General features: G+C 53.2%; 6 protein-coding genes. 4 read left to right on the top strand and 2 right to left on the bottom strand.

Annotated features, from left to right (window positions below):
• Nucleotides 1–14: 14 nt before the first annotated feature.
• A complete protein-coding gene (locus J2Y43_RS12365) occupies nucleotides 15–3,317 on the bottom strand; it encodes a TonB-dependent receptor (RefSeq protein ID WP_309982889.1) in 3,303 nt (1,100 codons plus the stop codon).
• 202 nt (nucleotides 3,318–3,519) lie between these two features.
• Between J2Y43_RS12365 and J2Y43_RS12360 the strand changes: the two genes are divergently transcribed.
• On the top strand, nucleotides 3,520–4,137 hold the full coding sequence (locus J2Y43_RS12360) for a TetR family transcriptional regulator (RefSeq protein ID WP_309982887.1): 618 nt from the start codon (nucleotides 3,520–3,522) through the stop codon (nucleotides 4,135–4,137).
• On the opposite strand, the gene J2Y43_RS12355 is transcribed toward J2Y43_RS12360, so the two are convergent.
• A complete protein-coding gene (locus tag J2Y43_RS12355) occupies nucleotides 4,120–4,383 on the bottom strand; it encodes a CBU_0592 family membrane protein (protein ID WP_223409175.1) in 264 nt (87 codons plus the stop codon). The two genes, J2Y43_RS12360 and J2Y43_RS12355, sit on opposite strands and share 18 nt — an antisense overlap.
• Before the next feature lie 396 nt (nucleotides 4,384–4,779).
• On the opposite strand from J2Y43_RS12355, the gene J2Y43_RS12350 reads away from it, so the two are divergent.
• The 3 genes from J2Y43_RS12350 to J2Y43_RS12340 all read left to right on the top strand — a co-directional run bounded on the left by J2Y43_RS12350 (nucleotide 4,780) and on the right by J2Y43_RS12340 (nucleotide 13,827).
• On the top strand, nucleotides 4,780–7,047 hold the full coding sequence (locus J2Y43_RS12350; RefSeq protein ID WP_309982882.1) for a DPP IV N-terminal domain-containing protein: 2,268 nt from the start codon (nucleotides 4,780–4,782) through the stop codon (nucleotides 7,045–7,047).
• Nucleotides 7,048–7,254: 207 nt separating this feature from the next.
• Nucleotides 7,255–10,788, top strand: a complete 3,534-nt coding sequence (locus J2Y43_RS12345; RefSeq protein ID WP_309982880.1) for a PVC-type heme-binding CxxCH protein — start codon at nucleotides 7,255–7,257, stop codon at nucleotides 10,786–10,788.
• A gap of 39 nt (nucleotides 10,789–10,827) precedes the next feature.
• Nucleotides 10,828–13,827, top strand: a complete 3,000-nt coding sequence (locus tag J2Y43_RS12340; RefSeq protein ID WP_309982878.1) for a SusC/RagA family TonB-linked outer membrane protein — start codon at nucleotides 10,828–10,830, stop codon at nucleotides 13,825–13,827.
• Nucleotides 13,828–13,838 lie beyond the last annotated feature (11 nt).

Here is a 13,838-nt window from a genome sequence, read left to right as displayed (position 1 = left end):
CTGATGGATTAAAATCAAAACTCGACATTGACACCAAATGCAAACTTCCGCTGGAACGGGTACGAAAAGCCGTTCGAAGTGTTGAAAGTGTTGCTGTTGCTGATTACCTCCGGGTCGAAGTACTTTTTGAGTTGTGAGAATTCAAAAAGGTTCTCGCCGCTCGCGAAGATGCGTACCCGGCTGATATTGCGCTTTTGCAGCAACGACGTAGGCAGCGAATAGCCGATCGTGATGTTTTTGATCCGCAGATAAGCCGCGCTCAGCAGGTATTTTGTCTGGGCGAGGTCGAGGCCCGAGCCATAGTTGTTATCCGCGAGCCACGATTGCAGCACCGGGAAATTGGCATTGGTATTCGCATCGGCAAGTCCTGCCGCGATGTAGGATTTCGAATGCTTCGCACGTTGCTGGTCCGAATCCGCCTGACCGCGGTAGTAATCCAGGTTCCAGGGATAAACGTTAGCATAAGGCTGCTGGTAAGGGCCCCAGTAAAGGTAATGCCGCGGATAATAGTCGCCTTTCAGCACGCCTTGCAGTACCGCCGAGAAGTCGAAACCATTCCAGTCGGCACTCATGTTGAAACCGATTCGGTAGCGCGGGGTCGTATTTCCGATCACCGAAAGGTCTTTCGGGTCCTTTTTTGTCAACCCTTGCGTAATGCGGCCGTCGCCGTCGAGATCCTTGTATTTCGGCCAGCCCGGCACAACGGACAACGCTCCCCAGGGAACGATATCGCTCTCATCGAGTTTCGCGATTTCGTCGGTATTCCGGAACAGACCGTCATTGGTAAGTCCCCAGATTTCGCCCAGGTTCTGCCCCTTGCGAAACTTCGAGAACAGCTCCTGGTCGTTTTTGAAACGGGTGATTTTCGAACGTGAGTCGGATACAATCAATTTGGCACTGAACGAAAGCGTTTTGCCGCTCACCTGGTAGGTATCGTTGTAGTTCAGGGTCAGTTCGAGGCCTTTGGTACGCAAGTCGGCTACGTTTTGAGCCGGCACCTTGGTACCAAGTACGCCCGGAAGCTCCTCTCCGTCGGTAAGCATTCCTTTGGTGTCGCGGATGTAATAGTCGATACCGAAAGTCAGGCGATCTCTCAACACCCCGAGGTCTGCCCCGAAGTTCAGCGTCGAAACGCGTTCCCAGGTATAGTTGGACGGGTCTACGCGCAGGATCGGAGAATTGGTGATCACCGTCTGCTTGTTACCGCCGATCAGGTAGTTGGATAGCCCCGTCGGCAATGCCTGGCGGAAGCTGTAATAGCCCACGTTCTGATTACCCAGGTCGCCGTACGAAGCACGGAATTTAAGTGTAGGAAAAAGAGGCAATGCATCCTTCACGAACGACTCGGAGCTGGCGATCCACGCAGCCGATACCGACGGAAAGAATCCCCAGCGATTGCTCGTCGGGAAGCGCGACGAGCCGTCATAGCGACCATTCGCTTCGATAATGTAGCGGTCGCGCAGCGTGTAGTTGATCCGGCCGAAGAAACTGCGTGTGGCGTAGCTCGTATCCGCGCCAAATGCCTGTGCGGTTCCGCTGGTAAGGCTGATGTAAGGCAATGAAGGGGAAATGAGGCCCACTTTCTGCGCTTTGGTGGTGGTATAACTGTAATTCTCCTGGTTATAACCCGCGAGCAGGTTGATCCGGTGAACGCCCAGCGTTTTGGTATAATTGGCAAACAAATCCATCACATTGTTGGCCAGGGTGGCGTTGGTCTCATACACACCGCCGGTCCCGCCTTCGGTACGAATGTCGTTCGGGCCAAAACCAATGCGGTAGTTGCGCTGGTCCTGCTTGGTATTCCATTGTTCACGCTTGAAACTCGCCGAACCGGTTATCACCAGGTCGCCGTTCAATGCGGTAGCGATGCCGCGGAAAATATTCTGGAAGCCGAACATATCCTGCCTCCTGTTGCCTCCGTCGACCAATCTGGCAGCCAAACGGCCTGCGCCGGAGTTGGCCCATGTGCCGTCGGGGTTCACGGCCACCTGCGTAGGTTGCAGCGTATAAATGTCGTTGATGTTGGCCGTCGGCACCGCGCGTTCGGTACGGTAAATCGACAGGTTGTTATCCAGTTTCAGCCATTTAAAAGGCGTGAAATCCAACCGGGCACGGGAAGAGTAACGTCTCCAATAATCGGCGGTCAGCTTGTTCAAGCCGCCCTCGTGGTTGTAATCCGCCGAAATGTAATAGCCCACCGTGCGTTCGCTGGCCGTTTTGGCGCTACCGGTGAACCCGATGCTGTGATTCTGTGAAAAGCTCCTTTTGGTAAAAAAGTAATCATACCAGTTATTGCTACCCATGTAAGCCCATTTGGTGGGATCGGATGGGTCTATACGCGTGTCGGGCGTGGACGGGTTATCCGAGCGCTCCTTGGCCCACGCGTAAGTTTCGTCGGAATAGTTGACGTAGTCCCAGGGCGTGTTATCGGTGGACGTTTCCAGCACCCGCGAGAAAATGTACGGGTCGGTAACCGGCTTGGGAAGTACCGTCGGCTGGCCCCAGGAGAAAAAGTTGTTATAAGTAATGGACTGCTTGCCTCTCCCGCCCTGCTTGGTGGTGATCAGCACCACACCGAAAGCCGCGCGGGCACCATAAATCGCTGCCGAGGCCGCATCGCGCAATACCGAAAAGCTCGCGATATCGGAAGGGTTCAGTCGGAGGAGGTCGGTACTGCTCGCGGCGGCAATACCATCGATCACAAACAAGGGCTCACCGCCATTGATAGAGGTAAAACCACGGATGTTGAAGTTCGGTACGGTTCCAGGGGTACCGCTCTGATAAGTGATGTTCAGCCCGGGGCTTACGCCTTGCAAGCCCTGCATTACGTTGGCTACCGGCCTGGCTTCGAACTGCTTACCGGAAATCTGATCAACGGCACCGGTGATGTTCACCTTTTTCTCGACCCCGTAGCCGATCACGACCACTTCTTCGAGATTACCGAGATCAGCCTGCAATGTCACAAAAATCTCGCTGCGACCTTTCACGAGCTCTTCCTGTGTTTTATAACCAATGTAGGAAAACACCAGAATGTCGCTCCCCGACACGCCTTCGAGGTAATACTGGCCGTTCTGGTCGGTGATGGTCCCTCTCTGGGAGCCTTTGATCACCACATTCACTCCCGGCAGGAGGTCTTTGCCGTCGGTTACGCTTCCGGTGACTCTGCCGCCCGCGGTTGCGGTAGCTTTGCCGTTGCCGCCGGCATGGAGGGTCGTTTGTGCGAACGCAGGTGCGATAGCGCCGAGCGCCAAAATCACAACCAAATGCAAGCTTCGCAGCAGCCTTGTGTAGTAAGGTCTGGGTACACTTTTCATCATAAGTAAAAGTTAAAGGTTAGCCACTTTTGGGGCATTTTGAGAATGCAAATGTCCTAATCAAAAGTTACGCCAATATTAAAAAATAGTTACCTGATTGTGATTATAAATTGAATGAATGTTCAATTAATTTTCAAACGAATAACAGACTTCCGGTTTCCGTAAAAAACCGTATATTGCCGATACGTTACACCCCGAACCGCCAATGGGAAGAAAAAGCCTCAAAGAAGCCCGTAAAAAGGAAATCATTAAAGTGTTTTACAGCCTGGCCAAGAAGAACGGCCTGGAAAATACGTCCATCGCCAAAATCGCGGCGAAGATGGAGATCAACCCCAGCCTCATTATCCATTACTTCCAGACGCGCGAAGACCTGGTGTACGGGCTGGTCGATTATATTCTCGACAAATACAAACTTATATATAAGGTAAGTGCCGCCCATTCGAAGGATTCGCGAAAAGCTTTGCTCGAAATCATCGGCAATATTTTCTCCAAAAAATGGAATGCACTCTTCGACGACGGCCTGTTCTACGGCTGCTATGCCATGGCATTTCACGATGCGAAGGTGCGGGACCTTTATAAGAAATTGCTGGATTCACTCCGGGCGATGCTGATCGGGCATATTGAGCAATGCCGCGCAGATGGTGTGCTGGATGTGGAAGACGTGGAAACGGTGGCGGATAATATCTTCGTGCTCATCGACGGCGCCTATTTTTACCTCAGCCTCGTGTCCGACAAGGAAGAGTACGAATTGCGCCTGAGCAAATACCGGCAGCAGGCATTATCCATCCTGCATTTAAAGGAACTGTCAGACGTTGCGGGATGACCGCCTCGCGAGCCTGCGGGCAACCGCTCCTATCCCGATCATGAGCCAGATCACATTGACGGCGACGTTCGGTTTATCGCCGTATTCGAGGGAATAGACAATGAGGGTGGCGGCGCCGGTCATATTCAGGATGTGGAATGGATAGCCGTTCGGTTTCAGTACACCGATCGTGAGTAGCAGGTACGCCAGTACATACGCCACCACGCCCAGCCAGCCCAACGTTTCCAGTATTAGTGCGGTATTCATAGCTCTTTTTTTACTCCACAATATTAACGGCGCGCGCATTCCCAGCCAAATCACCCGGCGAACGCCAGACAAGCCATTATTCGTCGTTTTGAAAGATTAGCCAAATAAAATCGCCCAAATTCACAGATTTGCGGAATTTCGGGAGCAAATAAGTTAATATCGGTAAAAAAGCCGCTAATTCACATCAAGTTTTTGGTTTTCCGACCTGCTAATTTTACAAATAGATAATTTTCAAAAAGCACCCTCCGACGCATCGTTTGTCGGCCTGAAAAACCAATCGGCTGCCCGGCAGTCGGCCAGTATTTTATTGCCCTTACATTCATCAAAGCAGCTATGAAAATCCCTAACCCAAGCCTTCGTAAGAGACTTTACATACACATAATCAGCACACTATGCATGGCCACGCCGCTCATGGCGCAAAAAACGCTTCCCGCCTATCAGCCCAATCCGGCTGAACTTTCGGCGGCCTATAAAAGGATGGCGCTGATGGATTCGCTCACGAAAGGCAGCGTGCTGAAAGCCCAGGTACAGCCCAACTGGCTTGCCGACGGGCAATCGTTCTGGTACAGGAATGTATTAAAGGATAGTTTGACTGAATATCTGGTCGTAAAGCCCGGGGAAAACAAGAGAACACCCGCCTTCGACAATGCCAAAGTAGCCGCCGCGCTTTCCAAAGCATCGGATTCCACGTTTTCGGCCACTAAGTTATGGATCAGCGACCTTCATTTCGAGTCCGAAAAACACCGCATGATCCTGCAAAGCAAGGGAAAATGGTTTGCATATGATACAGAAACCGGCACGGCGCAGAAAATCGACAAACCGGACCTGCCCAAACCGAAGGATATCGGGTGGACCAGGCAGCTCAGCCGCTGGGGACGCTTCCGCGCCGACAGCGTCTCACCCGATAAGCAAACAAAGGCATTTGTCCGGAACGGCAATATTTATTTGAGCAAAAAGGATGACAAAAACGGTAAACAACTCACTTACGACGGCAACCCGCTGAAACCGTACGGCGAGCTCAGCTGGTCGCCCGACGGCCGGTACCTGGTTTGCTACCGGATCGATCACCGCGACGAGCGGCAGGTAAGCATTATATTCTCCTCATTGCCTAACACCACCCGCGGGGAGGTAAAAACGCGTGGCTATGCCCAGCCCGGCGACGAGTTTACGAGCTACGAAATGCACGTTATCGATATCCAGAGCGGCAAATCGGTACAGGTGCAGTCCGAAGTGATCGATTTCTTCAACGCACCCGTGATACGCTGGCGCAAGGGTGACGCCATGCATTTTACCTACGAAAAGGTAGACCGCGGCCATCAGCGTTTCCGGGTAATCGAGGTGGACGCTGCCAGTGGCGCTACCAGGAACATCATCGACGAAAAGACCGAGACTTTCATTTACCAGAACATGATTTACACGCACTACCAGCCTGACAATCATGAAATTATCTGGGTTTCGGAAAAAGACGGCTGGCGGCACATTTACCTGGTCGACGAACAAACCGGCCAGATTAAAAACCAGGTTACCAAGGGCGAATGGGTCGTGCGCGAGATCGATAGCGTGGACACGCAGAAGCGCGAAGTGTGGTTCAAAGCCAGCGGCATGAATGCCAACGAAGATCCTTATCACATTCATTATTACCGCATTAAATTCGACGGAACGGGCCTCGTGAAACTCACCGACCACGCGAAAGCCACACACCAGCTCACCTTTTCACCCGATCGAAGTTATTACGTCGACACCTACTCGACCATGACCAGCGCGCCGGTTTCGGAACTACGCAAAACCGCCGATGCATCACTCGTGATGAAACTCGAAACCGCGGACATTTCTCCCTATCTCGCATTAGGCTTCAAATTGCCGGAAATTTTCAAAGCCAAAGGCCGCGACGGCAAAACCGACATTTGGGGCATCGTGTACCGCCCGAGCAACTTCGATCCGAAGAAGAAATATCCGATTATCGAAAACATCTATGCAGGCCCGCAGGATTCGTTTGTTCCCAAAGCATTCCGCCATTACGGCGAAATGCAGAGCATGGCCGAGCTGGGCTTCATAGTGGTGCAAATGGATGGAATGGGCACTTATAACCGCTCCAAGGCATTCCACGACGTGTGCTGGAAGAACCTGGCCGATGCCGGCTTCCCCGACCGCATTGCGTGGATGAAGGCACTGGCCGAAAAATATCCTCAGGTGGACTCGACCCGCGTGGGCGTGTACGGGACCTCCGCCGGCGGGCAAAACTCGCTGGGTGCATTGCTCTTCCACCCGGGCTTTTACGACGCGGCGGTTTCGGCATGCGGCTGCCACGACAACCGTGTCGACAAGCAATGGTGGAATGAGCAATGGATGGGTTACCCGGTGGGCAAGCATTACGATGAACAGTCGAATGTGACTAACGCCGCCAAATTACAGGGCGACCTGTTGCTGATCGTCGGCGAAGTGGACACCAATGTGCCGCCGGAAAGCACCTACCGTGTTGCCGATGCGCTGATCAAGGCCAACAAGGAGTTTGATCTGCTCGTAATTCCGGGCATGGGCCATAGCGACGGTGGCCCGTACGGACGCCGCAAGAAAAGAGACTTTTTTGTACAAAAACTTTTAGGTGTGAATCCTCCGAACAGAAACAAGGTATCGCTTTCCGCGCCGCAGGCACTAGGAAAATAGTTTAAAGTAGAGAGTTTAAAGTTAAAAATTCAAAAAGTCAGTAAATCCTCTGCCCCGGACTTAAGTCCGGGGGAATAGATTAAAAAGATTAAAATAATTGCATTGAGCAAATTTTTGCTTGGCAGGGATTGCTATGCCATTATTTTTTATAAAAACTTAAAATTCAGCCCAGAAACAGACGCTTAATGCTACTCTAACCCGAATTCCATGAAAAAAGCATTACTATTAATTTTCGCGGTCATACTGATGCAAGGCTGCGCTCAGAAGCGAAAACCGGCACAGCTGCCTGCCGCTTCGACCGAAAGTAAGGACGCCCGGCGCGGCGACGGCCGCCGCATCGAGTTGTTGTTCCTTGGCCACGACAGCCGGCACCATTTTTCGGAGAAGTACTTTCCGATGCTCTCGCTGCCGTTGTTCCAGAAGGGCATTAACCTCACCTATACCTCCGATCCGAATGCTTTGAGCACGGAAAACCTCGCGCAGTACGACGGCGTGGTGATTTATGCCAACCATAACACCATTACCCCGGCGCAGGAAAATGCATTAAAAACGTTCGTGGAAGGCGGTAAGGCGCTTATTCCGCTTCATGCAGCTTCTTTTTGCTTCCAGAATTCAGATTGGTATATCAAAGCGGTGGGCGGCCAGTTCAGCTCGCACAAATACGGCACATTCACCGCACCGGTGGTGAAAGCAGATCACCCGGTAATGCAGGGCTGGAAGACGTTTGAAACCTGGGATGAGACTTATGTGCATTCCAAACTGAACCCGGACATTGTCGTACTGCAAGAGCGCGTTGAGGGCGACCACCACGAACCCTGGACATGGGTGCGCACGCAAGGCAAAGGCCGCGTGTTCTACACCGCCTACGGCCACGACGAGCGCACCTGGAAGCAACCTGCCTTTCAGGAATTGGTAGCCAACGGCATTATGTGGGCCGTGAGCGACGACGCGAAGGCGCAGTTAGCGAAATTCAATTTAACCAAACCTACTTACACGGACGCCAACGTACCCAACTACGAAAAGCGCGACCCGGCACCGAAGTTTCAGCAGCCCTTATCCCCTGCCGAATCACAGAAACTGACGCAGATACCCGTCGATTTTGAGCTGAAACTCTTCGCTTCTGAGCCGGATATCGTGAAACCCATCGCCATGGCCTGGGACGAGCGCGGACGCTTGTTTGTGGCTGAAACGCAGGATTACCCCAACGAAGTACGCGACCAGGACGGTGTGGGCAAGGACCGCATCAAGATTTGTGAAGACACCGATGGCGACGGCAAAGCCGATAAATTCACCATTTTCGCCGATAATCTGAACATTCCGACCAGCCTGGTATTTGCCAACGGCGGTCTCATCGTGGCCCAGGCGCCGCATTTCATTTTCCTGAAAGACACCAACGGCGACGACAAGGCCGATATCCGCGAGAATATCATCTCCGGCTGGGGCAAAAGCGACACGCACGCGGGGCCCTCTAACCTTAAATATGGCCTGGATAACAAGATCTGGGGCGTACTCGGCTATGCAGGCTTCCGCGGAACGAATTCGGGCAAGCAGCTCAGTTTCAGTCAGGGTATTTACCGGTTCGACAATGACGGCAAAAACCTCGAATACATCGGCCGCACTTCCAACAACACCTGGGGTTTGGGTTTTTCCGAGGAATTTGAAGTGTTTATTTCAACGGCAAACGGGAATTACAGCGGGCATTTTGCCATGCCACTTGAATACGTAAAGCGTTCCGTGGCGGACGGCTCGGGCAATACGGTTTACAAACTGGATTCGCATTATGAAATGAATTACCTCACGCCCGCATTGCGCCAGGTGGATTTCCACGGTGGGTTCACGGCTGCGGCAGGCCATAACCTTTACACGGCCCGCAACTTTCCGAAATCGTACTGGAATGCGACGGCGTTCGTCTGCGAACCGACCGGCCGGCTGCTTTACCAGGCATTGCTGAAACCCCAGGGTGCAGGTTATAAGGAAAAGAATGGGTTCAACCTGCTGGCCAGTGCCGACGAATGGTTCTCGCCCGTGCACGCGGAAGTGGGCCCGGACGGGGCGGTATGGGTGGCCGATTGGTACAGCTTCATCATCCAGCACAACCCCACCCCGCGCGGTTTCGAGAATGGGAAAGGAAACGCGTACATTAACCCGCTGCGCGACAATCAGCATGGACGTATATACAGGGTCGTTTGGAAAAATGCAAAAAATACGCCCTATCCAAAACTCGACAAAAACGACGCGGCGAGTCTGGTGGCCGGTTTGAAAAACGACAATATGTTTTGGCGCACGACGGCGCAGCGGCTGATCGTGGAATCTAAGAATACCGCGGTGATCCCGGAGCTGATCAGGATGGTGAACGACCAGTCGGTGGATGAAATCGGCTTGAACAGTCCTGCTGTGCATGCATTATGGACGCTCGACGGTCTCGATGCATTCACCGGGCCTAACGAAGAAGCGTACCACACGCTCGTGCGGGCCATGCGCCACCCGGCCGCGGGCGTGCGGAAAACAGCCGTAAAACTGCTTCCGCGCAACGACAAGACGCTTTCCGCATTGAAATGGACCAATTCATTGAATGACCCTGATCTGAAAGTAAGGCTGGCGACCGTCCACGCATTGACCGACCTACCCGCTTCGGAAGAAATCGGCAGAATGCTGTACCTCGCGGGTCAGGATTCGCAGAATGCGGCCGACGAATATTTGGCGCAGGCGATTTTCTCAGGGGTGATCAGGCATGAAAACGGCTTCAAAGCGGCGGCAGCTAAACTCAAAGACTCCACATTAACCGCGCGTATCGAACGTGGGCTGATCGAAGAAACTTATATGCTGAATCTATGGTCGCCACCGATTTACCCACCCGAAGTGGCGCACAAAGAACTCAAAATCAAAGCCATTATTACCAAAGCACAGGAGGAATTATCCGGTGTGGTGGTTTCGCAGGGCAATCGGCAGAACGGGTACAGCCTATACATGCAGGATGGCAAATTGCATTGGCTGGTGCGCCAGGACGGCAAATCCTATCAGGTGACTTCTACCCGAAAATTGCCCGATGAGCGCTTCAATGCCTACGCCACGCTCTCGGAAGGCGGTAAAATGACACTCGCCATCGAGGATGAAACACCGGTGACCGGCAATGCAGCCGGTCTTTTCCACCAGCCTTTCGCCCCCGACGAGATCCGCCTCGGCCGTGATTTGCGCGACGGAAACCAGGTAGGCGAATATGGCGACAATGCACGGCTACGCGGCTGGCTCGACATCAAGAGTACCCTCCACCTCCATAACCAGGCCTTTCAAGGCCTGGCCCCCCAGACGCCATTGCCCTCAGGGACAGCCTCGGCGCCCACAGAAGTCCTGAAAGGCAAAGGCACGCCCACTACCATCAAACTGAAAGTGATCGAACATGAAATGAAGTTCGACCAGAAAAGTTTCACCGTAAAGCCCGGCCAGAAAGTGACGATCCAGTTTACGAACCCGGATTTTATGCAGCACAACCTGCTCATTATCAAACCCGGAACATTGGAGAAAGTAGGCAATGCGGCCGACCTGCTGGCGCGGGAAGCGAATGCCATCGCGCTCAACTATGTACCCCAAATGCCCGAAGTACTGCACGCAACGGAACTCGTTAGCCCGGAAGGCAATGCGACGCTGGTGTTCATCGCGCCCGATAAGCCCGGCGACTACCCGTTCCTCTGCACAGTACCCGGCCATTGGCGGATCATGAACGGTATTATGACAGTGCAATGAGTACCCTCAAATAAGTTTAACCATCTAACTCCAATTGATATGAAAAGACCATTATCCCGCCTGATCCGGGAACTGCACCGCTTTTGCCTCCTCGCGGCGGCGGTAGCCTGTTTCCTGACCGAAAATGCCCTGGCGCTCGCCGCCGACCGACAGATTTCCGGCAAAGTGGTGTCCGCCGAAGACAAGAACCCGCTGCCCGGCGTGACCATCATCGTGAAGGGGAAAAATACCGTGGGTACCGCCACCGACACGGACGGAAAGTTCAAGCTGGAAGTGCCTGAGGGCGCTACGCTGATCCTGAGCTACATTGGCTATGTGAGCCAGGAGCTGGCGGTGGGCAACCAGAGCGAGTTCAATGTGGAACTGGCACCCGACCAGAAACAATTGCAGGAAGTGGTGGTGATCGGGTATGGTACCCAGAAAAAAGGGGACATTACCAGTTCCGTGGCGAGCATCAAGCGCGAGGATTTTGTCCAGGGAACCGTGCGCGATGCGGCGCAGCTGGTGCAGGGCAAAGTGGCGGGTTTACGCATTACCACACCCAGCGGCTCTCCTACTTCCAACACGCAGATCAATTTGCGGGGTATCAACTCCATTGAAGGAACAGCCAACCCACTGATCCTGATCGATGGTATTCCCGGCGGATTGAACACCGTGGCACCGGAAGATATCGAATCGGTGGACGTGTTGAAGGACGGATCGGCGGCGGCGATTTATGGTACACGTGCTACCGGCGGCGTAATCCTGATCACGACGCGCAAAAACCGCGGTACTTCACGCTCGACGATCGAGTATTCCAATTATGTCAATATTCAGACTATCGCGCGCCGTCCCGAGTTGCTGACAGGCGACGATTACCGTCAGAAAATCAAGGAAGGTATCGCTTACACCGACTACGGTGGCAATACCGACTGGCTTTCGGAAATCATGCAAAAACCGGTGAGCCACAACCATAACCTCACGTTTTTTGGTGGAAACACCACCACCAACCTTACCGGCTCGATCAACTACCGGAATTGGGAGGGTATATTCCTGAGATCCGGACAAAACCGGTTCACCGGTCGCGCCGATCTGAATCACGCCATGTTCAACAACAAATTGAAGACCAATTTACAGATCATCAACCGCATTACCCGCTCCAACGGTGCCGTGAGCCCGGCTCTCGACGACGCGGCCTACGGCTATGCCTACCGCCAGGCCATTATCCGCAACCCGACCGACCGCGTACGGACCGACGACGGTAAATGGCAGGAGCGCGATGGTTATTTCTATGAAAACCCGGTTTCGCTGCTCAACGAATCGAATTACGAAAGCTCGTTCAAGGAAATGCGGATGGCCGGTAGCCTCGACTATGCACCGATAGACGACCTGAACTTCAAGTTACTTGTATCGAACGTTCAGAACAGCAACCTCGAAGGCGGTTCCACCACATTTAACCATACAGCCACGCGCCTGAGCAACCAAAATGCGACCGCGTTCCGTAACACCTACGCCAACAACGAAAATCTGCTCGAATTCACGGGAAATTATTCCAAAGCCATCGGCAAGCACCGTTTTTCGTTACTCGGCGGATATAGCTGGCAGGACGCGACCTACGAAGCATTCGCCGCCAATAACTGGGATTTCCCGACCGACGCCTACGACTGGAACAACCTCGGCGCGGGTGGTGCATTGCAGAAAGGTCAGGCCGGTATGAGCAGCACCAAAAACAAATGGCAGCTTGCAGGCTTCTTCGGCCGTTTGACTTACAGCCTGAGCGACAAATACCTATTCATGGCCAGCGTACGCCGCGAGGGTTCTTCGCGCTTCGGGGTGAACAACCGGTGGGGGACATTCCCGGCGGCGTCCATAGGCTGGCGTATCAGTAAGGAGAATTTCATGGGCAGCCTCGGCGCGGCTTCCGACATTAAACTTCGTGCGGGCATAGGTGTAACGGGTACGATCGCAAACAATCCGTATATGTCTCAGATCAGCTACAATTTCGACCGCGAAGAAGGGGCATTCATTGGGGGAAAATGGGTTCCGGGCTTCGTGCCGGCGCGTAACTTCAATCCCGACCTCCGCTGGGAAAAGAAAGAGGAATACAATGCAGGTGTGGATTTCGGTTTCATGAAAAACCGCATTAACGGATCGATCGATTTTTACAGCCGCAAGGTGAAAGATTTGCTCTACAATTTCCCTGTTCCTGTTCCACCGTATCTGACGGGCAGCATGTTTATCAATGCCGGGGTCATGCAAAACAAAGGTGTCGAGGTACTGTTGAATATCGTACCTATCCAGACGGGTGATTTCCAATGGAATACAGGATTCACCTACTCCACCAACCGAAACAAGCTCGTGAGCCTTTCGAACGAGCAGTTCCAGGCGGCGAACGATTTCTTCGACGCGGGTTACACGGGCGAGCCTATCCAGGTGAGCACACACCGCGTGAAAGTAGGCGAACCGATCGGCCGTTTCTTCGTTTGGAAGAGCGTTGGCGTGGACGATAAGGGCGCTTGGCTCATCGAAAACAAGGATGGCGAGGTGATCCCTATTGCCGACGCTACACCGGAGGACCGCCAGTATTATGGTAATGGTATTCCAAAACACATTGTGGGCTGGAACAACAACATCCGCTACAAGCAGTTCGACCTGGCTGTGAATATGCGCGGCGCATTTGGTTTCAACATCCTCAATTTCCAGAGCATGTTCTACAACAACCCCCGTAACAAGGCCTACAACATGCTTAAAACCGCCTACGACCCGATCGACGGGAAGGTGCTCAATACCGACCTCGTGTATGTATCGCATTACATTGAAAAAGGCGACTACTGGAAAGTCGACAACGTGACGCTGGGCTATACCCTGCCTGCCAATACGATCAAAGGCATTAAAAACGCGCGCATTTTCGTGTCGGGCCTCAACCTGGCAACCATTACCGGCTACACGGGCATCGACCCCGAGGGTGTGATTTTCACCGGCTTCTCACCGGGCAACGACTACCGCGACAAGTACCCAACCACCCGGACATTCACCGCCGGCCTAAGCGTAACATTCTGATCCTCAAATTC

This window comes from Dyadobacter sp. BE31 (assembly GCF_031457695.1).
Classification (GTDB): Bacteria; Bacteroidota; Bacteroidia; order Cytophagales; family Spirosomataceae; genus Dyadobacter.
The sequence above is the reverse complement of the archived record's forward strand: the minus strand, read 5'-3'. Positions and strand labels throughout refer to the sequence as shown.

Bases quoted from the DNA above. Each gene is read 5' to 3' on its own strand.
- J2Y43_RS12345 (WP_309982880.1), top strand. From the start codon at position 7,255: ATGAAAAAAGCATTACTATTAATTTTCGCGGTCATACTGATGCAAGGC.
- J2Y43_RS12340 (WP_309982878.1), top strand. From the start codon at position 10,828: ATGAAAAGACCATTATCCCGCCTGATCCGGGAACTGCACCGCTTTTGC.
- J2Y43_RS12360 (WP_309982887.1), top strand. From the start codon at position 3,520: ATGGGAAGAAAAAGCCTCAAAGAAGCCCGTAAAAAGGAAATCATTAAA.
- J2Y43_RS12355 (WP_223409175.1), bottom strand. From the start codon at position 4,383: ATGAATACCGCACTAATACTGGAAACGTTGGGCTGGCTGGGCGTGGTG.
- J2Y43_RS12365 (WP_309982889.1), bottom strand. From the start codon at position 3,317: ATGATGAAAAGTGTACCCAGACCTTACTACACAAGGCTGCTGCGAAGC.
- J2Y43_RS12350 (WP_309982882.1), top strand. From the start codon at position 4,780: ATGGCCACGCCGCTCATGGCGCAAAAAACGCTTCCCGCCTATCAGCCC.